Genomic DNA, 19,133 nt, shown 5'->3' with positions numbered 1-19,133 from the left:
ATGGTGAAGGCGTTGGTCCTTCACCTTTCTTACCTTATAATTTTAATTGGGATGTGACATGAATTCAAATGTGAGCGTTGTTATTCCGTACTATAATGCTGCTCAAACTTTGTTGCGTGCTTTGGAGTCAATATCAAAGCAAACTCGCCAAGCTCTTGAGATTATTATTGTAAATGACGGATCAAATTTTGATGAATTAAAAATTATTGTTGATGAATGGGGCGGTGTTGCCAAAGTTGTTGATTTGAATGGAAACTATGGTGCAGCGTATGCGAGAAATGTTGGAGTATCAGAGTCAGTAGGCAAATTTGTAGCTTTTCTTGATTCGGATGATATTTGGCACCCAGATAAATTGGAACTTCAAGAAGAGCTAATGATACGCACGAATGCTTTTTTCTCATGTCATGGTTATGTTTTTGATCTAAAGAAGAATAAATTTAATTCTTGCAGTAAGGGAATAAAAAAATATCTCTTTGTATAGTTTTTTATTTCGTAATCCTGTTTTTACACCAACAGTTATGGTTAAGAAGTCAGGTCTTATACCCTTTGATGTCAGATTAACTCGCTCAGAAGACCTTAAATGCTGGGTATCAAATTTAAGTCATGGTAATTTTTTGTATATGAAAGTAGATCTAGCTGGCGGGTATAAAAAAGCAGTTGGTGAATCTGGTCTTTCTGCCTCATTTATTAAAATGCATCGTGAATATAAAGCAGCATGGGATCTTTTATATTCAGATGGTTTTGTAACTTTCAGTTTATGTATATTGGCTAAATCAATAGAAAATATTAAGTATCCTTTACGCAGATTGTTGCGATGATTTTTTTGGAGAAAACATGAAAGTAGCTGTGTTGTTAGCCGCGTATAATGGAGTTGTCCATGTTAGTCAGCAACTGGATAGTATATTGAAATCTTCGGTTGTAGGTGTTTCTATCTTTTTAAGTGTGGATGCTTCGAATGATGGAACTGAAGAATTAATTAATAGTTTGTCTATAACTTATCCAAGAATCTTTTTATTGCAATATGGAGAGCGCTACGGTAGTGCAGGTGCAAATTTTTTTAGATTATTGAGAGATGTATCATTTGATGAGTTTGATTATGTCGCATTTGCCGATCAAGATGATATTTGGGCTGAAGACAAGCTAATTCGTGCAATTAGTACTCTTGATAAAGAGAACACCAATATTTATTCAAGTAATGTGACCGCATTCTGGGACGATGGTCGAGAAATATTGATTGATAAGGCTCAGGCTCAAAAAAAATGGGATCATTATTTTGAGGCTGCAGGTCCAGGTTGTACATATGTGATGACGGCCGTTGTTGCCAATCAATTGAAAGCATTACTTAACGATAATAGCGAGAAGATGAAAGGAATTGCGCTGCATGATTGGTTTATTTATGCTTGGGCTCGGCATAATGACTTGAATTGGTATATTGATCCTAAACCAAGTATGCGCTATCGGCAGCATGCAAATAATGTTGTTGGTGTGAATAATGGATTTTTAGCGGCAAAATCTAGGTTTAATAAATTAGCGGGTGGCTGGTATTTAGAGCAAATTATGTTAATTGCAAATGCAATTAATGCGAATGATGTACTTCCTATTCAATGGATTAAAAATCCTTCGCTATTAAATAAGCTTAAATTATTGTTTTCAATTTCTAGCTGTCGCCGACGAGTCCGTGATCGCTTGGGCTTTATCGCTTTTATTTTAATGTTGCGTAAACATGATCAATAGAATTCTAATAACGGGTGCCAATGGATTTGTTGGGAGTGCTGTTAGTTTTTATTTAAAACAACAAAATGTTGAATATCGGACAGTTGCTCGTAGTAGCAATAATGGTGATGTTGTTATTGGCAATATTGATACACACACGCAATGGACGGATGCCTTGATAGGCATTGAAGTAATTGTGCATGCCGCCGCACGAGTTCATGTGATGAATGATGCTACGCTTGATCCGCTTGCCGAGTTTCGCCAAGTGAATGTTGAGGGCACTTTAAATTTAGCACGGCAAGCTGTTGCTGCAGGTGTTCGTCGATTTATTTTTATTAGTTCCATTAAAGTGAATGGCGAGTCAACAGAATTAGGATTGCCATTTTTTGCTGATGATCTCGCCGCGCCACTTGATCCCTATGGGGTTTCTAAATGTGAGGCCGAGCAGGGCTTGCTTCAGCTGGCAAAAGAAACGGGTTTAGAGGTGGTTATTATTCGCCCGCCATTAGTTTATGGCCCCGGGGTAAAAGCTAATTTTGCGGCAATGATGAAATGGTTGAATAAAGGTATTCCATTACCATTGGGTGCAATTCATAATCAGCGCAGTTTGGTGGCATTAGACAATTTAGTTGATTTGATTGTGACTTGCATTGATCATCCTGCTGCAGCAAACCAGATTTTTTTAGCTGGTGATGGTGAGGATTTATCAACGACCGAACTTTTGCAAAAAATGGCTAAAGCGTTGGGTGTTTCCTCGCGCTTGATTCCTATTCCAATGTGGTGCTTACAGTTTGGAGCTAGATTATTAGGTAAGCAAGCGATGGCGCAGCGTTTATGTGGCTCATTACAAGTTGATATTTCAAAAGCCAAAAATGTATTGGGCTGGACACCACCATTCACTGTGGATGAAGCTTTACAAAAAACTGCGGATGAATTTTTGAAGCGTAATGCTTAATTTTTTAAACGAACTGCTTTTAGGTATTTTATGTTGAAGCGCTGTTTTGATTTTTTACTGGCTTTAATAGTTAGCTTGTTTTTTATTTTACCTATTATTGTTGTCGCCATATTGGTTCGGCTGACTTCGAAAGGGCCTGCTTTATATTGGTCTGATCGGGTAGGGATGAATAATCGCATTTTTAAAATGCCTAAATTTCGCTCTATGCGGGTTGACACGCCTGCAGTTGCGACGCATTTGTTGGCAGATCCCAAGGCCTGCTTAACGCCGATTGGTGGTTTTTTGCGTAAATCGAGTTTGGATGAATTACCTCAGTTGTGGAGTATTTTAGTTGGTGATATGAGCTTAGTTGGGCCACGACCCGCGCTATTTAATCAAGATGATTTAATTGCACTACGCACTGAAAAAGGTGTGGATCGTATTCGGCCGGGCTTAACAGGTTGGGCGCAAATTAATGGTCGTGATGAATTACCAATCCCGGTTAAAGTAGGTTTTGATGTTGAGTACTTGCAGCGACGGTCATTTTTATTTGATTTAAAAATTATGCTACTTACTTTCTTAAAAGTAATTCGTCGAGATGGGATAACGCATTGATTTTAATTTCAAGATTTATGTGCCGTTCAATAAGCTTGTCTTGCTCTAATGCTCGGGTTAATTATGTTAAATAAAGCAATTGCACTACCTAGAACAACTAAAAGCCTATTGATTTTAGCGCTTGATTTTATTTTATTGCCTTTGGCGCTCTGGGTGGCAATTGCGCTGCGTTTAGATGATTGGTCTTACCCTACTCAATTTGCATGGTGGGTGTTTTTCTTGCCTTCTATGATTGCCGCACCGATTTTTATACGCTTTGGTTTGTATCGGGCGGTGATTCGTTATATTGAAGATAGGGCGGTGTTAACCATTGCCACTGCGGTGAGTTTGGCGCTGATGGGTTTTGTAGCTGCGATTCAGTTGTTGCAAATTACCGGTATTCCACGTGGTTCTTTAGTGATTTTTTGGCTATTGGCCATGGCGATTATTATTATTAGTCGTTTTGCTGCGCGTAGCCTGTTGCGTAAATTGGCTCCGCTATCTAAAGAGCGAAAAAACGGTACTGATTTATGGTGCCGGTAGCGCGGGGCGGCAGTTGGCGGTTGCTTTGCGCACGGGGCAAGAGTATGAGCCGATTGGTTTTGTTGACGATTCACCCGCTCAACAAGGCTTGCAAATTGGTGGGCTTAAAGTCTTTAGCAACGATCAAATGTACGCCCAAATTACAATGGGCCGGGTTGGTCAAGTGTTATTGGCGATGCCGTCTGCGCCGCGCTCGCGGCAGATTGAGATCGTTAATCAGCTTGAGCCTTTAGCAGTCGAAGTGCGAATATTGCCCGGAATGGCCGATTTGGTTAGTGGCGAAGTGCGCTTGGCTGATGCACGTGAAGTGGGCGTTGACGAGCTACTGGGGCGTGAACCCGTACCGCCCAATTATGAGTTACTTGCCCGTAATATCAGTGGTAAATCCGTTATGGTCACTGGCGCAGGTGGCTCAATCGGCTCAGAGTTATGTCGACAAATTATTAAAAATCAACCGACGCATTTGGTCTTGTACGAGCTTTCCGAATTCGCGCTTTACACGATTGAACAAGAGTTAAGCCAAATTATTCGTGAACAAGACTTACCGATTGAGCTGCACCCCGTGTTGGGTTCGGTACAAAATGGCTTACGCCTTGCGGCGATTATGGCGCGCTATGGGGTGCAAACGGTGTATCACGCTGCCGCGTATAAACACGTGCCCTTGGTTGAATTTAATATTACCGAGGGATTTTAAATAATGCCTTCGGTACTCGCGCTGCCGCGGCAGCGGCGATTGATGCTGGCGTTGAATCCTTTGTCCTCATTTCAACTGATAAAGCGGTTCGTCCTACCAATGTTATGGGGGCGAGTAAGCGAATGGCTGAGTTGGCCTTACAAGCTTATGCGCTTGATCCTTCGGTTAAAAACGCGATTTAGTATGGTGCGTTTTGGTAATGTACTGGGTTCAAGTGGCTCGGTGGTACCGTTATTTCGTAAGCAAATCTTGGCAGGTGGGCCAGTGAAGGTCACCCATCCTGAGATTAATCGTTTTTTTATGACGATTCCCGAGGCATCGCAATTGGTGATTCAGGCTGGGGCCATGGGTGGTAGTGGTGAAGTGTTTGTGCTGGATATGGGGCAGCCCGTTCGCATTGTGGATTTGGCGCGGCGGATGATTCACCTCACTGGCTTCAAAGTCAAAGACGATGCTAACCCTGCGGGCGATATTGCGATTGAGTTTTCTGGCTTACGCCCTGGTGAAAAGCTGTATGAAGAACTGCTGATTGGTGACAATGTTAGCGGCACCGAGCACGCCCGTATTATGAAAGCCAACGAGCAATGCTTAAAGCTCGATGAATTAGAGCAAGTTATTGCCGATCTGAGTATTGCTTGTGTGGGTAATGACTCAGCGCAAATCATCGGAATATTACAGCGCTGCGTTTCGGGTTTTAAACCAGACCAAGCAGTGCGCGACCATTTGTTTGAACGTTAACAGACGAACCTTATTTCTATCCCAGATTTATATCTTGAGTTGTTAAGTTCGCATTGGCTAATCTAAGTAAATTAAATCGCTTTAAGTTTAATGGCGCAGAAAATTGAATTTTCTGCGCCATTTTTTATGTTGCTGCTTATTTTTAGCCTAAACAAGTAGGCTAGTTTGCACTCCAAACTTAGATATTGTGCTAGCTGGGCTGTTTTGCTTTTTGTGGCTGGGATGTGAAAGGTTGAGGTGACTGCATCTAGGATACTGAGCATCATTACTCAAATATTCAGCTTGTGTTGAATATGACGACAGTGTTTTTGTTTTTGATGACGCCAACAGAAAGGATTTGTTACTATGAACTGAAAGTGAATGATTGTTTTCGTGTTTCTGGTACGTACTCTACTTTAAATGATAGGGGAATGATTACTGCCTTAGCCTGCTTTGGCTAGTTTCAAATTTTAATAATTTTTACAAAGCGCAGCCTGATTTTGATTATCGATTAAAGGATATCGTCGCATGCGTTTGGGTGAATATTTAGTTCAGCAGAAACTAATTTCTAAACCAGATTTAGAAAAAGCACTAGAACAAGCGCAGCTTATTCATGGGCGACTAGGAAGTCGATTGGTTCGGCTGGGTGTCGTTTCCGAAGATAAGTTAATTCCCGCTTTGTCGCAATTTTTAGATATCCCTACATGGCATGAAGAAATACCCAGGGCTGGATTTGAGCAGTGCCTTGAGGCCTTAAATTTATCTTTGGCTTGGTGCCAGAGTAATTTATTGATCCCTTTTTATCATAACGATGTTTTATGTTATGTCGCACGATTTCCTAATGAACCTATTTTTAAAGATTATTTTTCTGCGATAGATGAGTTTTCAGGAAATTTTTTCTTAGCGCGCACTGCTGATTTAATCCGATTTTTCGATGGGATTAATAACTCAAAATTTATTTCAAATGATAATGCGGCTCATCTTAAAGAATTGGCCGAAGAAGCGCCGATTGTTGAGTTAGTGAATAATATTTTTGCTCAAGCAGTCGAATCATCCGCTTCGGATATCCATCTTGAGCCACGATCCAATTCATTTCAGATACGATTTAGAATTGATGGCGTTATGCGAACGCTATTTGAATATTCGGTTACCAATTTAGATGCGGTAACTTCACGCATTAAACTAATATCAGAATTAGATATTGCCGAAAGGCGCTTACCGCAAGATGGGCGTATTGGTCTGCGCGTTGGCGGTAAAGATTTAGATGTTAGGGTGTCTACGATTCCTGGTGTGTATGGCGAATCGATTGTGATGCGCTTATTAGAAAAAAAGGAATTGGTAGCAAATTTGGCCGATACCGGTATGTTGCTTGATCATGAAATTGAATTTTTAAAAAATGATTAATGAGCCGCATGGCATTGTATTGGTAACGGGCCCGACTGGCTCAGGTAAAAGCACCACACTTTATAATTCAATTCGTTTAGTGGATGACCGAAGTCGAAAAATCATCACCGTTGAAGATCCGGTTGAATACAAAATTGATGGTATTACGCAAATTCAAGTGAAAGACGAAATCGGCATGTCTTTTGCTGCAGGATTGCGCGCCATTTTGCGCCATGATCCAGATGTCATTATGGTGGGGGAAATTCGCGATCAAGAAACAGCCAAAATAGCGATTCAATCGGCCTTAACTGGGCATATGGTTTTCTCTACATTGCATACCAATGATGCCGCCAGTGCTGCAACCCGGCTGATAGACATGGGTATTGAGCCTTTTTTAATTGCCTCAGCACTCACTGGCGTACTGGCCCAGCGTTTACTGAGAAAATTATGCAGTTGTGCTCAGCCGATTGAAATTCCGGCTATTTATGCTACTGCGTATTCTGAAATACTACTCAAAAACCCCAGATTAACTGCCAATAGTTATCGTTTTCGTGAGGCGGTGGGCTGCGATTTATGCAGCCAAACTGGCTATTCAGGGCGTATGGGTTTGTTTGAATTAATGAAGGTTGACGAGCAAATAAGGCAGGCCATCGTAATCAAAAAACCGGCAACCGAAATTGCCGCAATGGCATTTTTGGCTGGCAGCGCTCGCACATTATTTGAAGATGGTTTAATTAAAGCAGGAATGGGGCTGACCTCAATCGAAGAGGTTTGTCGGGTCGCGGTTAATGCTGTTGCAGAGCCTATGCAATGAGTATTTTTATCTATACCGCCATCGATACTTTAGGCTCAACCAGAAAAGGTGAGCTTAATGCAATCGATAAAAATACTGCAATTGCGACTTTATTACAGCAAGGTTTATCAATTACTTCATTGCAAGAGCAAGGAAATAAAAAAGAAGGCCTGAATAAAAAAATTGGCGTAGCAGAACGGATACAATTTTTAAGTAGTTGGGTAGGGATGCTCAATGCCGGTATTCCAATGGGCGAGGCTTTATATACCTTGGCCGATACTTGGGATGGCACTGCCTTAGGCCAAATTTTGCAGCAAAAAATTCTCCCCGGATTAAGATCCGGTGAAACAGTTTCTAAAATGCTAGCGCTGCCCGAGCTGAATTTTCCAATTTATATTCGCCACTTGGCCAAGGCTGGAGAAGAATCTGGAGTATTAGGTAGCGCATTGCAATCGGGGATCGATCAATGGCAAAAAGAAATTAGAGCCAGAAAAGACGCGATCACGGCTTTGATTTATCCAATAATTTTAGTTGTTACCGGTATTTTGGCAATTGTAACTATTTTTTTATTTGTCGTGCCACGGTTTGCTACTATTTTAAAAAATGGCCATGTTGATTTACCGATTATTTCAAAATTAGTCATTGGTTCGGGTATTTATTTTCGTAGTCATTTAATTGAGATTGGTGTTGGACTGGTTTTTTTGGCTATTGCCGGGGTCTTTGTATATCGAAAAATAGCCAGTCAATATGATTGGGTGAGTTTTTTTTGGAATTTTCCATTGATTTCTACATGGTTAGTTGAGCGTCAATCAAGCCAATGGAGTGGCATGCTTGGCATGTTATTGCTCAATCGCGTTAATATTATTTCAGCAATTGATTTAACCATCGAGGCTTGTGAGGTGGCGGTTGTCGGTAATCGTTTGCGTTTAGTGGCAAAAGATCTACGGGCTGGTGTTCGCTTTTCTGAAACTATTAAAATGCATCATTTATTAGATCGAATTGATCTGAATATGCTCACAGTAGGCGAAAAAACGGGTCGTGTTGCTGAAATGTTGATTCAAATTTCAACGGCTCATGACACAAAGGCGGCTGATGCACAAAAAAGATTTATCTCATTACTCGAGCCGATGGCTATTTTAATCATCGGTGGCGTAGTTGGTTTTATGATGGTGGCGATTATGTTGGCCATTACCAGTATCAGTAACATTAAAATATGAGAGTCAAACAATGCAAATAGTTAATGTTTCTTCAAATCAAAAAGGCTTTACGCTAATTGAAATGCTAGTCGTGATGGTGATTATTGGCTTATTGGTCGGTTTGGTTGGGCCAAAAATATTTTCACGCGTTGATTCATCCAAAATACAAACGGCACAAGCGCAAATTAAGATGTTAAAAGGCGCTTTAGATACCGTTAAATTAGATATTGGCCGATTTCCTACCTCAGAGGAAGGGCTGGGCATATTAATTACCCCACCCACCGAAGGTAAATATGCCAAGCGCTGGAAAGGCCCATACCTCGAAGAAGCAATGCCCGATGATCCTTGGGGTAATCCTTATCAATATGCATTTCCTGGCGCACCCGGTAAACCATTTGCGCTGTATTCTTTTGGCGCAGATGGGGTGCAAGGCGGTACTGAAAATGATGCCGATATTGGTTATTTACCGTTAGGTGAAAGTTAATTGCGATTAAGCACTTTGGTGCGCAGCTCGAGCACGGTGCCGCAGAGCAAGCTAAGTGACAATACAAAAAAATGCTTAATTAATGGCTTAATCAATGGTTTTACTTTGATTGAGGTATTAGTCGTGATGGTTATTTTGTCATTGTTAACGGCAATGGTCGTGCCAAATCTAAGCAAAATGGTGGGCTCTTTAGAAAAAGACGCCCAACTTGATCGTATTCGTTTGATCCTGAGTTATATCCCTGATTTGGCTAAATCAAAAAACAATGACTTGGTTTTAAATCCTGATTTTGAATTAAGCGCGGTTCAAACTGGGGAAATATATTCTCTGCCTGATTTACCTGAAAATTATCATTTATCGCTGGAGCAAAATATTAGCTATTTAGCCAATGGGTTTTGTAGTGGTGGGGTGGTGGTTCATTCAAAGTAATGATGAAACCTACCGATGGGAGTTGCGTTCGCCCCATTGTTATCCGGCTCGTTTAGATTTATGAAATATAAACAAGGTAGTATTTTGCTCGAGGCAATTATTTCTTTAGTGATTCTCTCTTTTATGGGCGTGGCGATGGTGGAATGGTTAAGCCAAATCGTTCGTTCACAAGGCAGAATGGCACAAGAACTAGCGTATCAAAATATGCTGGAGCGCAGTCTAGTTTATATGGAAAACATCAATCCAATGCAACAACAGCAGGGGAGTGAAGACTTTGGTGATTATCATTTAAATTGGCGCGCTATGCCAATAGGGCAAGCGGTGCAAGCTTTAAAAAGCGATAGCACTGTGGGTGAATTTAGTGTGCAGCGCTTTACTGGTGAATTAGAAATGAAACGTGCGGATCAGGATGTGGTGTATACCGCAGAAATTATTTTATTGGGTTATCGCCGAACGCAAGTTAAAGACAAATTAGGTCTGCCCGGTGTTTAAACGACAGTTTGCATTTACATTGCTAGAAATGCTGGTGGCGCTAGTTTTAGTCTTGCTAGTGGTTACTTTATCATTTCAATTTTTTGCCAATGTGCTAAATATTTTTAATCGACAAATTGAACAAGAAACACTAACCAGCCAATATCGGGTTCAGGCCTGGATCGCTCGCACCTTATCTGGCATGGTTTGGCTTGACGATGAATGGGGGCATGGTGGGCAAGGTGATTCGCGTCAAATACAAGGTTTAACTTTATCATCGATTAATGAGATCGATGGTGTGCCGGTGCCTTTTGTATTGCAAATTAAAAATAATAATATCGGTGGACAATTGAACTATCAAGTTGGTGAAACTGCACCGATCGTATTATTTGAATGGACTGCAGGGAAAGCCGAGTGGCTATATTTGAATGATAAAAATGAAGATATTTCAGTATGGAAAAGATCTGATTTTAATTTTGATGCCAAGGTTCAACCTAAATATGTCGTTTTTCGCTTGAGTGAATCTGAATTTCCAATTAAATGGTTTTTTTCTATGAATAATAACCCATGGCAAAGAAAATTTAATACTCAATTTACGGCTAGTCCATAATGATAAAGCGTGATGTATTTGGCTTTGTTTTGCCCTTGGTGTTGTCGATATTGGCGATTTTATCGGTATTGATTAATTATTTAGCTGAACGCTATGATTTAAAGCTAGATCAAGCGGCATATTCACAGCATGCTGTTGCGACTGAGTTAAAATTATTTAATGCAAAAAATGAAATGATTTACCGCCTGTTAACATCACCAAAGTCCCGTGATGGTATTGGGATACAAGGCGATAAAGTATTGCTGGATGATTCGATTTATCAAAATAAAAGTGGTGTTTTAGTTCAACTACAAGATCTTCGCGGTTTAATTAATTTAAATAAAATTGACCATGATGTATTCAGTCGCTTATTAAAAATACACGGCATTGAAAATAGTTCACTGCAAGATCAGTTGTATGACGTATTAGAAGATTATAAAGATGCCGACCATTTTAAACGCGTCAATGGCGCAGAAAAAGCGGACTATCAGCAACTAGGCCTGCGTGGACCACGAAATTCACCGTTACTCACGCCGCAAGAGCTTTTTGAATTAATTAGTTGGCGTGATCAGGCCAATTTATTACGCCGCTCGCAGTTTGAGGGCGATGTTTCGGTGCTCAGTAGCAATGGGTTTAATCCCAATACAGCATCTAGTCACGCATTACAGGTAATGTTAGGAATTAACGACTCAACTGCAAATAAATTGTTGGAAATAAGAAAGTCTGGTATTGTTTTTTCCGCAGATACCTTCTTAATTTTATTGGGGCGCGAGCCGATGTCGATGGGGTATGGCATTACGCATTTCCCCGGTGATGACGTGCGTTTGACTTTAAGTAGCCCAGAAAATAATTGGCAACAGCGTATTGTGTTGTCTCTTACGCCCACTGCTGATAGCAAACCATGGAATGAGTTATATCGTTATCGAATACAGCATCAGCCATTAACCAGTACTGCATCATCTTCAGCTTTTATACCCTTGCCGGAACAAAAATATGAAGGACCACTTCAAGCCAACGTTACACCTGTGCAGTTCTAGTGGGATTAAAACGCAGCCCGGTTTGCCGTTTTTGCAATATTGGATTATCGAGCGTAGCTTATTGCAATTTCGCTTTATCGATTTACAACGAATTCCGCGTAGTCAATGGGCGGCTACGCTGTCATTTCAATTGCCACAAATGGCGCAATTTCAACAAACCCAATTTATGTTGCACTGGAATAGCCAAGGTGCAGAAATCTGGTTTTGTGATGCCATTTATCTCGAAAAAATAAGCCAAGCAGCGGGAGCGGGTATTCAATGGACACGCGCTCGGCCTGAAGCTTGTTGTTATCCACGCCAAGAAAACGGTATTTATTCAGCTACTGCAGCAGGAATGCATGAAATACAAGTATGGCAAAACGGTGATTTAATTCAGTCGCGTTGGTTAAAACACAGCGAATTTACTGCAGAAAATTGGCGTAATGAATTACCTCAGCCATTACAGCATGAACCGGTTCATGCTATTGAATTAATTGCCGCACCAAAGCCGCAGTGGGCGATTGTTTTAGGCTCTGAATTAGGTAATCAAAAACTTTATTATGAATCAACGATTTATTGTTTTATTGTGGGGCTGATTTTTACCTTTGCTTGGTATTTATTGGCGCAGCAACTCGATTTACAGCAGGCCATTACTAAAAATCAACCCAAATTACAGGCTTTAAAGCAGCAAGTGGCGATGATTAATCAAGCCAAAGCATCCGCCATTCAATCGGCGTTAAAAATCGAAGATTTAGCCACTTTGCAACCCAATTCAAATCCATTGCAATTAATGCAAGTGGTGCAAAAAGTAATGGGTGATCAAGTCAAGCTGCAAGAATTTGATTGGCGCCCTGATTATCTCAATATCACGATGACTTGGCCCAATAGTCCACCCTCTGATTTAGAGATTGTGCGGCGACTTTCAGAAGGAGGGCAGTTTTCTGAAGTTCAGGTTGATTTGGCCGCCAATAACAGCAGAAAACTCAGTATGAAAATGACACCGCCTAAAGAGGATACAAAATGAAAGTTTTGTCTTTATGGCTCAGTGTTTTACGCAAAAATCTGCGGGCGCGTTTGGCCTTGGCGGCGATTTTATCGATTTTGGCGATTTATCAATTACTCACTTGGCAAGAACGGGTGGTTCAGCTGCAAGCGGCTTATCTTAAGCAACAGCAACAAATTAAAAACTATCAGCAATTGGCCACCGAAGTGCATTGGTTGCAACGCGCTCAGCGCTTAGCGCACACCGTGAATCAGCTAGAGCAGATGGTTTGGCGCAATAAAAATCAAGCCATGCAACGGGCAGCTTTAAGTGACCGACTCAATAATATGCTTAAGACTGCGCAGCCCAGCAATCCCAATAGTGGGGTGATCCAAGATGTTGGTTTGGCGATTTTGGGTGGCATGAGTGTGCAATTGCCCGCTGGCTATAAAAGTATGCGCGCTAATTTGGCATTTGATTATGAGCATGCAGCGCTCAGCGCTATTTTGGCCGATATGGACAGCTCTCCAGTGCTGCACTTTGAATCTTTCAAAATTATCCCAGGTAAAAAATCCGCACAAGGCCAATCCCCCAAAGGCCAATCTGCCGCCCGAGTCGAGGCAGTGGTGAGTGCTTATTATCGCGAAAGCGACGCCAGCGAGGAAAAACATGAATAAATTCCTCAGCAAGATGACCAATCGGCATTGGTGCAGCTTACTCATCCTGTTTTTTGTGCTGATTGGCTTGGTGATTGGCTTGAATACTTGGCTGCCAGCGCAGCCTAAAAAAATCGTTAAAGCTAAAGCGCGCACCGAGCTGATTAATATGGCAGCGCTGGAATCGATTGTCGCTCCGGTTGATCAGCAAGCCAGCTATTTAGCGCTGTATGAATTGGGCTTTTGGGATGGATTACTTGGGCAAAAAAGCATGAAGTACAGAGCTGGCGCATTATGGGCGGCTTTATGCGTGCCAAGCAAAGCTATGTCGTGGTCAAAGTGGCTGATTTGCCAGCTCAAGAGCTAAAGCAAGGCGATGAATTGCCAGATGGCAGCCAGATTGTGCGAATTAGAGATAGTGAAATCTGCATTCGACTGGCGGCAAAGACCATAGCGCCTTTTGCACGGGAGGCGACCAAAGCCGCGTCCAGTCCGATCACAGTGGCGCAGGGGCGTCCGGCATCGGCGGTGGCGGTCGTTACCAGCGTTATTCGGCCGAACAAAATGGGCGCGTCGCTGCCTGTTGTGGCGCAGTGGAATGTGCTGGCCGAGATTAAGGTGGGGCTCAAACCTTATTTTGTGGTGATGCCGGCGACATTGGATTTACCGCCGCCAGCGGCTAACTCAGCCAACTCGGCGAATGCGGTTAAAACAGTAACGCCGCCGGGCGACATTATCGTCAATGGCGAAAAGGTGTCTTTTCGCGGAGGCGTGGTGGCGAAAGCAGAAAAATCAAAATCTAGTGTGGTTCAGCCCGGTGATCGGCTGGCCACCCAAGATTATTTGTTACAACCGAGTAAAGGCGTGATTTGCTTGCCATTATCGGGGCCTGCTTTAGAAACTCGTTAGGGTCTGTTGACGTTTGGTTTGCGGATCGCGTTTGTGCTGATTTTGGCCTGAAACAAGGCGAAAGACGCGTGGCATAGTCATTCTATGCAAGCGTTTTTCAACGCAGAGTCAGGCCAAAAGCAGCCAAACCCTAAGGGCTGGGCGCTTTTCGCGGCATCTCTGCGTTATTTCATGCTCGAATAACGGGTTATTGGTCGCATAAAATGCCTTGATCTGCCGCGAAAATCGCTCCAGCGCGACCGAAAACCAAACGTCAACAGACCCTAGCTGAGAAGGGCCAATTGGGACTGCGACTGATCTGTTGATCATCGATCACACATAGGATAAGCAATGTATTATCGATTTCGCATTATTTCGTTGAGCATCATTTCGCTGTTTGCGGTGTCCAGCTATTCGGGCAGTGCCGAGCCGATTTGGCCTGCAGGCTTACGTCCGGCCATTGCCTCTGGTGTAGCTAGTAGTTCGGCCAGCGCAGTGTCGGCGCAGTCGGCAGCATCAGCGTCAGCCAAGCCATTTTCCGGTGAATCAGCACCGCGTGCGGCGCAAATTAGCCGCGATAATCCCAAGCCACCATTACCCACTCGCAATAGCACAGTCAAACCCGATGCCGCGCCCAGCAGCTTGGATCAAACCAAAGCTGAATTGAGTCTGAATTTTGATCAAGTGCCATTACCCACTTTTATTCAGGTGCTGTATGGATCGGTGCTGCGTAAGCCGATTGTGATTGATGCCAATTTACAAAAACGCACTGACCTAGTTTCGGTGCGTACTGGCGCGCCGCAGACCGCTGCGCAAATCGACAAAATTGCCCGTAGCTTACTCAAAAGCTATGGGATTGCGATTTTTGAATCGGGCGGCTTTTATCGCGCGGTGGCCGATGATGAAAAGCAAGGCTATGTGGCCGAGATTAGCCGTAGTAGTAGCAATCCAGAAACCCCACCATCGCTACGCCCAGTTTGGCATTTTGTTGAGCTTGAATCGGTTAAAACCAGTGATGTTGCCAGTACTTTAAAACAAGTTTTTAATAATCGAATCGAAATTCGGGAAGACAGCGCGAAAAACGCCTTATTGATTTCGACGCAATCGGGTGAAATGGGCGCGGTATTAGAAACATTACAAATTCTCGACCAGCCTTTAATGCGCGGCCGCAAGAGCATTCGGATTAATCCGAGCTATTGGTCGGTGGATGAGCTAGTCAAGCGGCTGTCAGATATTTTAACCGCTGAGGGCTTTGCTATTTCCAATAGCCCAAGTGGTGGCGCGCCGATTGTGATGCTGCCGATTGGGCCGATTAATAGCATTGTGGTGTTTGCCACCAGCGACAAAGTTTTACAGCATGTCGCTGATTGGTCGATCAAACTTGACCAGCCTACGGCCAATGCGGGCGGCGGGTATTTTTCTTATCCGGTGCGGCATACCGATGCTGAGTTATTGGCCAAAACATTACAAGAACTCATGAACGGCGCACCAGTGGCAGCCACCAGTGGCGGTGCCGCACCTCGCGCTAGCCGCGTGGTGGTCAATAAACCGACCAATACGCTGATTATTCAAGGCAGCGCCGAAGAATTCACCCGCTGGATGGGCTTACTCAAAGAGCTCGATCGCCCCAGCAAAATGGTGTTGATTGAGGCCACCATTGCAGAGGTCACACTGGGCGACAATCTGAATCTGGGGATTGAATGGGCGTTTGATAATAATAATGTGGTTGGCGGCACGCTCGGTGGCCTAGGCATCGGTTCGGCCGGCTTACTGCTCAAATACATTAAGCCCGGCCAAGTGAAAGCAGTGATTAATGCTTTGGCCAATAATAACCGCGCTCAGATTATTTCTAGCCCGCGGCTGATGGCGCGCAACGGTGAAAGCGCCAGCATTAATGTCGGTAAAGAAGTGCCGATTATCACTAGCCAGCAAAGCGACAGTAATACCGGTGTGGCGACTGGCGGGGTGCTGCAAACCATTCAATATCGGCAAACCGGGGTGCAGCTCAAAGTTCGGCCGGTGATTCATGCTGGCGGGCGCATTGATATGGAAGTGATGCAAGAAGTCAGCTCGCCGCAGCAAACGACCACCGGCGTAAGCACGACGCCGACGTTTGCCACCCGCCGCTTAGATACGCGCTTAACTGCGCGGGATGGCCGCACTATTGTGTTGGGTGGCTTAATGGACCAAGCCAATGAAGAGGGCGATGCCGGTATTCCGTATTTAAAAGACATTCCGGTCATCGGCCAAGCATTTCGTACCAATACCAGCCGCTCGACGCGCTCGGAGCTGATTTTATTATTAACGCCCTACATTATTGAAAGCGATGAAGATGCCGAGCAAATCACCAGTGCTTTGCGAGAAAACATTGGCGCAAGCTTAAAAGTGCCGCGCACCGGCTTAGAAACATTAGCTGGCATCAAGGCAACGCCAGTGGCCTTATCACCACTGATCATGCAGCCGAGTAGCGTCAATATGCTGGAAACCAGCGTAGCGGTGATGCCATTAATGCCTAATGAGACGAGTATTACCTCGCAACCTATGTCTACATTGACGCCGGATGCATTACCCCAAGCACAAATAATTACCGACCCCGAGTTACTTGAGGCCATAGCGCAATCGAAACAGCCGCGTTAACCACAAATCCACGGCCGGTCGGCATGGATCAGTGATTTGCGGTAGCGAGTCGTTTTAAGCAGCGATTGATTTTAACGAATCAATCGCTTTTTTTATGTCTGTTGATGCGATGGGTGATGCGATGGGTGATGCGATGGGTGATGCGATGGGTGATGCGGTAGGTGATGCGATGGGTAGAGGTGGAGCGGTGTAGGTCCGATTAGCGCAGCGTAATCGGACGCATGAGGGCGGCAGTGTGGGTGAGTGTTGGTCATGACGTAGGTGATTGGCGATGTTGGGTGAATTTTTGGTCATGACGCCGCTGCGGTGGGTGATGCTGTTGCGCTAGTGATTCGCGGCTAAAGCCTCCGATTACGCTGCGCTAATCGGAGCTACGGCGCTACGGCGCTAATGGGCATCGCACCCGCGTGCGCCAAGGCGCACCCTACGAAAGCAATGCTTAGGGGGCGCATTTGCGCACACTCATTGCACACCATTCTTGGCGTGTTGCTGATTGACCAGTCAGTAATTTAAGCGCTGAATCTTGTTGTAAATGTGCAAGTGCAGCATTTTTTAATTCGGCATGAATTAATTTAATCAATCAGAAAAAATGCTGATTTTAGTCGTTTAAAGTTGTAAGAAATGCTGTTAAATCAGCCGCTTGTGGTTTTTTTTGATGACTTTTAAAGCGAAAATATCCATGCGTCATAATTTGTGTGGGTGTGCCTTGTTTTTTGCTTTTGTTAGTTTTAATTATTTTTTTTAAAATAGCTTGAAGAAAGCTTGTGAAATTATTTGATATTTTTTTAGAAAGTATTAAGGTGGATATGTGGTTTGGATTGTAAATATTTAGGTTGGTAGCTTTCTTGTAAATTACCTTGTATTTGCTTGTTTTGAATTAATCCGAGCTTAGCCATGTTGGCGAGCTTGTTGTCGTTGAAGCGAAGTAAACACTTTTTATTTTCTATAGGGATGTCAAAAATGAAACGTAATCTAATGCTTGCTGCTGCTTTCGCCACCGCTTTTGTCGCTGTTGCTGCGAATGCGGGTACTACCACTCCCGCAACAACCAAATATGCTGCTGAATTTTATTCAGGGACTGCTACTGATACTTTGTTGCCTGCTGCGGCTTCAAGTTTCGCATTTTCTACTGCTATTGTTTTGCCTGTCGGTACCTTGGTGAATGTTACGCTGAGCGAAGGAGAGTGGGTAACCCCAGCTCTTTCAACAATGACGGCAACGGGTAGTTCAACCACGCAGGCTATTTTTGTCAAACAATGGTGTGCTAATTAGTAATCCTAAAACTTTACAGTTTAAAGTTGATACGCTATCTACTGGTGCTACTTTAACTTCGGCTACCTTGGTTTTAGCTGGCGGTAAAATTAAAGGCCTTAAAGCTGGCTCGGCACCAACAGTCACTATTCAAGTGACCAATGCGGCTGGCACTGCTGTTCTTGACTCAGCAGCCGCTGCGACACTACTTACAGTTGCGGATACTGTGACAGCGACAGTTACTGCCGCAACTCAAACCGCTAAAATTGACGTGACTAGTGCGGGTACAGCTGGGACTGTATTAACAACCGGTGGCACTGCAACAGCACCACTACTGTATCTTGGCCAACTTGCAATTGCGAATGCCGCCAATTTGTCACCGGTGGATGCTATTGCTGCTTTAGTGACGAATTATGGTGCTTTGACAGTTTCAATTAAAGGCGCTTCGCTGAGCTCGGCCAGTGAGGTGTTTACTGCAACGTCAAATACTTGCGGTACTGCTGGAACTGCATTGGTACAAGATGCCACAGATAAAACCTTGTGGAGTGTGGCCTTGGTTGCCGCTGGTACATCACCATTTGTATCGCCATTCTTATGCGCCAAGTTTAATAAATCACCATTAGTGACGATCGCTGCATCAACTCCAACAGTAACCAGCACGATTGCAGCTGGTACTACTGTTGCTAATGATGGTAAGAGTTTGGTTGCAGTAACGAAAACGATTGATTTGTATAAATTGTCAGAAAATGGTGCATCGGTGACGACTGGCTCTTACTATGTGCCAGCGGGTGTTTCAGATCCGTTTTACACTCTGACTCGAGTTCAAAATACGGGTGCAACTGAGTCAGTTATCCAAGTTAGCTATCGTAGCCCAGATGGTGTAGCTACAGCGGCGGCTGCATTGAAGGGTGGTGTTAAGTTGAAATCGGGTGCTCATGCGCAATACACGCCTGCTGAAATTGCTGCTGCCGTTGGTTCGGCCAATGTGAAGCCAGGCTATGGGGAGTTGACTTTCACTGCAGGTACCTCATCACTGCAAGTGCAGCCACTGCTATTTAATAGCTCGACTAATCAAATCGTGAATATGGCCCCAACAGAAAAATCAACTGCGAACTAATTGTTGAGTTGTTGAGTTGTGGTGATTAGTAAAGCGACCTTCGGGT

The 19,133-nt window shown here is 43.7% G+C and carries 22 protein-coding genes and 1 pseudogene; all 23 read left to right on the top strand.

The genetic code is table 11. From position 1 onward, the window contains the following. Nucleotides 1-58: 58 nt before the first annotated feature. The 23 genes and pseudogenes from GKO28_RS03510 to GKO28_RS03400 all read left to right on the top strand — a co-directional run bounded on the left by GKO28_RS03510 (nt 59) and on the right by GKO28_RS03400 (nt 19,087). Nucleotides 59-481 (top strand): glycosyltransferase family 2 protein, encoded by a 423-nt coding sequence (locus GKO28_RS03510; protein ID WP_182075375.1) that lies wholly within the window; start codon nt 59-61, stop codon nt 479-481. A gap of 139 nt (nt 482-620) precedes the next feature. After that, nucleotides 621-818 (top strand): hypothetical protein, encoded by a 198-nt coding sequence (locus tag GKO28_RS03505; RefSeq protein WP_182075374.1) that lies wholly within the window; start codon nt 621-623, stop codon nt 816-818. Between the two features lie 16 nt (nt 819-834). Further along, on the top strand, nt 835-1,734 hold the full coding sequence (locus GKO28_RS03500; RefSeq protein ID WP_182075373.1) for a glycosyltransferase: 900 nt from the start codon (nt 835-837) through the stop codon (nt 1,732-1,734). Next, a complete protein-coding gene (locus tag GKO28_RS03495) occupies nt 1,724-2,668 on the top strand; it encodes an SDR family oxidoreductase (RefSeq protein WP_182075372.1) in 945 nt (314 codons plus the stop codon). Before GKO28_RS03500 ends, GKO28_RS03495 begins: the two co-directional genes overlap by 11 nt. 30 nt (nt 2,669-2,698) lie before the next feature. After that, entirely contained in the window at nt 2,699-3,262 is a 564-nt protein-coding gene (locus GKO28_RS03490; RefSeq protein ID WP_247646326.1) for a sugar transferase, read from the top strand. A 63-nt stretch (nt 3,263-3,325) separates the two neighbouring features. After that, nucleotides 3,326-3,784, top strand: a complete 459-nt coding sequence (locus tag GKO28_RS03485) for a hypothetical protein (protein ID WP_203563887.1) — start codon at nt 3,326-3,328, stop codon at nt 3,782-3,784. Beyond that, nucleotides 3,705-4,660, top strand: a pseudogene (locus tag GKO28_RS19135) (polysaccharide biosynthesis protein). Before GKO28_RS03485 ends, GKO28_RS19135 begins: the two are co-directional and overlap by 80 nt. Nucleotide 4,661: 1 nt before the next feature. After that, complete coding sequence (locus tag GKO28_RS19125) at nt 4,662-5,216, top strand: polysaccharide biosynthesis protein (protein ID WP_247646322.1); 555 nt, start codon at nt 4,662-4,664, stop codon at nt 5,214-5,216. Nucleotides 5,217-5,723: 507 nt separating this feature from the next. Next, nucleotides 5,724-6,599: a GspE/PulE family protein gene (locus GKO28_RS21025; RefSeq protein WP_203563886.1), complete on the top strand. Its 876-nt coding sequence runs from the start codon at nt 5,724-5,726 to the stop codon at nt 6,597-6,599. Then, on the top strand, nt 6,592-7,392 hold the full coding sequence (locus tag GKO28_RS21020; protein ID WP_203563885.1) for a GspE/PulE family protein: 801 nt from the start codon (nt 6,592-6,594) through the stop codon (nt 7,390-7,392). The genes GKO28_RS21025 and GKO28_RS21020 overlap by 8 nt, the downstream gene beginning before the upstream one ends. Next, nucleotides 7,389-8,588, top strand: a complete 1,200-nt coding sequence (locus GKO28_RS03460; RefSeq protein WP_182075370.1) for a type II secretion system F family protein — start codon at nt 7,389-7,391, stop codon at nt 8,586-8,588. The genes GKO28_RS21020 and GKO28_RS03460 overlap by 4 nt, the downstream gene beginning before the upstream one ends. A gap of 10 nt (nt 8,589-8,598) precedes the next feature. Then, nucleotides 8,599-9,051, top strand: a complete 453-nt coding sequence (gspG, locus tag GKO28_RS03455; protein WP_182075369.1) for a type II secretion system major pseudopilin GspG — start codon at nt 8,599-8,601, stop codon at nt 9,049-9,051. Continuing rightward, on the top strand, nt 9,052-9,480 hold the full coding sequence (locus GKO28_RS21015) for a type II secretion system protein (RefSeq protein ID WP_282099220.1): 429 nt from the start codon (nt 9,052-9,054) through the stop codon (nt 9,478-9,480). It abuts the gene before it with no gap. Nucleotides 9,481-9,540: 60 nt separating this feature from the next. Then, nucleotides 9,541-9,972, top strand: coding sequence for a hypothetical protein (locus GKO28_RS03445; protein ID WP_182075368.1), 432 nt, complete (start codon nt 9,541-9,543; stop codon nt 9,970-9,972). Further along, nucleotides 9,965-10,561: a prepilin-type N-terminal cleavage/methylation domain-containing protein gene (locus tag GKO28_RS03440; protein ID WP_182075367.1), complete on the top strand. Its 597-nt coding sequence runs from the start codon at nt 9,965-9,967 to the stop codon at nt 10,559-10,561. The genes GKO28_RS03445 and GKO28_RS03440 overlap by 8 nt, the downstream gene beginning before the upstream one ends. Then, nucleotides 10,561-11,577, top strand: a complete 1,017-nt coding sequence (locus GKO28_RS03435) for a type II secretion system protein GspK (protein ID WP_182075366.1) — start codon at nt 10,561-10,563, stop codon at nt 11,575-11,577. The genes GKO28_RS03440 and GKO28_RS03435 overlap by 1 nt, the downstream gene beginning before the upstream one ends. Beyond that, nucleotides 11,534-12,580 carry a hypothetical protein gene (locus GKO28_RS03430; protein ID WP_182075365.1) on the top strand — a complete coding sequence of 349 codons (1,047 nt, stop codon included), beginning with the start codon at nt 11,534-11,536 and terminating at the stop codon, nt 12,578-12,580. Before GKO28_RS03435 ends, GKO28_RS03430 begins: the two co-directional genes overlap by 44 nt. Next, the gene (locus GKO28_RS03425) at nt 12,577-13,215 is read left to right on the top strand and encodes a hypothetical protein (protein ID WP_182075364.1); all 639 of its coding nucleotides are present in this window, start codon (nt 12,577-12,579) and stop codon (nt 13,213-13,215) included. The genes GKO28_RS03430 and GKO28_RS03425 overlap by 4 nt, the downstream gene beginning before the upstream one ends. Next, nucleotides 13,208-13,561 carry a hypothetical protein gene (locus GKO28_RS03420; protein ID WP_182075363.1) on the top strand — a complete coding sequence of 118 codons (354 nt, stop codon included), beginning with the start codon at nt 13,208-13,210 and terminating at the stop codon, nt 13,559-13,561. Before GKO28_RS03425 ends, GKO28_RS03420 begins: the two co-directional genes overlap by 8 nt. Beyond that, nucleotides 13,501-14,103: a hypothetical protein gene (locus GKO28_RS03415; protein ID WP_182075362.1), complete on the top strand. Its 603-nt coding sequence runs from the start codon at nt 13,501-13,503 to the stop codon at nt 14,101-14,103. The genes GKO28_RS03420 and GKO28_RS03415 overlap by 61 nt, the downstream gene beginning before the upstream one ends. Before the next feature lie 330 nt (nt 14,104-14,433). Next, nucleotides 14,434-16,719 carry a secretin N-terminal domain-containing protein gene (locus GKO28_RS03410; protein WP_182075361.1) on the top strand — a complete coding sequence of 762 codons (2,286 nt, stop codon included), beginning with the start codon at nt 14,434-14,436 and terminating at the stop codon, nt 16,717-16,719. A gap of 960 nt (nt 16,720-17,679) precedes the next feature. Next, the gene (locus GKO28_RS03405; RefSeq protein WP_203563884.1) at nt 17,680-17,991 is read left to right on the top strand and encodes a hypothetical protein; all 312 of its coding nucleotides are present in this window, start codon (nt 17,680-17,682) and stop codon (nt 17,989-17,991) included. After that, entirely contained in the window at nt 17,966-19,087 is a 1,122-nt protein-coding gene (locus GKO28_RS03400) for a hypothetical protein (protein WP_182075359.1), read from the top strand. The genes GKO28_RS03405 and GKO28_RS03400 overlap by 26 nt, the downstream gene beginning before the upstream one ends. Nucleotides 19,088-19,133 lie beyond the last annotated feature (46 nt).

The sequence above is a fragment of the Deefgea sp. CFH1-16 genome (assembly GCF_016881365.1).
GTDB lineage: Bacteria > Pseudomonadota > Gammaproteobacteria > Burkholderiales > Chitinibacteraceae > Deefgea.
The sequence above is the reverse complement of the archived record's forward strand: the minus strand, read 5'-3'. Positions and strand labels throughout refer to the sequence as shown.

Excerpts from the sequence above, each read along its gene's own strand:
- GKO28_RS03410 (WP_182075361.1), top strand. The coding sequence starts at position 14,434 with ATGTATTATCGATTTCGCATTATTTCGTTGAGCATCATTTCGCTGTTT.
- GKO28_RS03500 (WP_182075373.1), top strand. The coding sequence starts at position 835 with ATGAAAGTAGCTGTGTTGTTAGCCGCGTATAATGGAGTTGTCCATGTT.
- GKO28_RS21025 (WP_203563886.1), top strand. The coding sequence starts at position 5,724 with ATGCGTTTGGGTGAATATTTAGTTCAGCAGAAACTAATTTCTAAACCA.
- GKO28_RS03495 (WP_182075372.1), top strand. The coding sequence starts at position 1,724 with ATGATCAATAGAATTCTAATAACGGGTGCCAATGGATTTGTTGGGAGT.
- GKO28_RS03435 (WP_182075366.1), top strand. The coding sequence starts at position 10,561 with ATGATAAAGCGTGATGTATTTGGCTTTGTTTTGCCCTTGGTGTTGTCG.
- GKO28_RS03485 (WP_203563887.1), top strand. The coding sequence starts at position 3,326 with ATGTTAAATAAAGCAATTGCACTACCTAGAACAACTAAAAGCCTATTG.
- GKO28_RS03430 (WP_182075365.1), top strand. The coding sequence starts at position 11,534 with ATGAAGGACCACTTCAAGCCAACGTTACACCTGTGCAGTTCTAGTGGG.
- GKO28_RS03445 (WP_182075368.1), top strand. The coding sequence starts at position 9,541 with ATGAAATATAAACAAGGTAGTATTTTGCTCGAGGCAATTATTTCTTTA.
- GKO28_RS03510 (WP_182075375.1), top strand. The coding sequence starts at position 59 with ATGAATTCAAATGTGAGCGTTGTTATTCCGTACTATAATGCTGCTCAA.
- GKO28_RS03415 (WP_182075362.1), top strand. The coding sequence starts at position 13,501 with ATGCGTGCCAAGCAAAGCTATGTCGTGGTCAAAGTGGCTGATTTGCCA.
- gspG (WP_182075369.1), top strand. The coding sequence starts at position 8,599 with ATGCAAATAGTTAATGTTTCTTCAAATCAAAAAGGCTTTACGCTAATT.
- GKO28_RS21020 (WP_203563885.1), top strand. The coding sequence starts at position 6,592 with ATGATTAATGAGCCGCATGGCATTGTATTGGTAACGGGCCCGACTGGC.
- GKO28_RS03405 (WP_203563884.1), top strand. The coding sequence starts at position 17,680 with ATGAAACGTAATCTAATGCTTGCTGCTGCTTTCGCCACCGCTTTTGTC.
- GKO28_RS03425 (WP_182075364.1), top strand. The coding sequence starts at position 12,577 with ATGAAAGTTTTGTCTTTATGGCTCAGTGTTTTACGCAAAAATCTGCGG.
- GKO28_RS03420 (WP_182075363.1), top strand. The coding sequence starts at position 13,208 with ATGAATAAATTCCTCAGCAAGATGACCAATCGGCATTGGTGCAGCTTA.
- GKO28_RS03505 (WP_182075374.1), top strand. The coding sequence starts at position 621 with ATGAAAGTAGATCTAGCTGGCGGGTATAAAAAAGCAGTTGGTGAATCT.
- GKO28_RS03460 (WP_182075370.1), top strand. The coding sequence starts at position 7,389 with ATGAGTATTTTTATCTATACCGCCATCGATACTTTAGGCTCAACCAGA.
- GKO28_RS03490 (WP_247646326.1), top strand. The coding sequence starts at position 2,699 with ATGTTGAAGCGCTGTTTTGATTTTTTACTGGCTTTAATAGTTAGCTTG.
- GKO28_RS19125 (WP_247646322.1), top strand. The coding sequence starts at position 4,662 with ATGGTGCGTTTTGGTAATGTACTGGGTTCAAGTGGCTCGGTGGTACCG.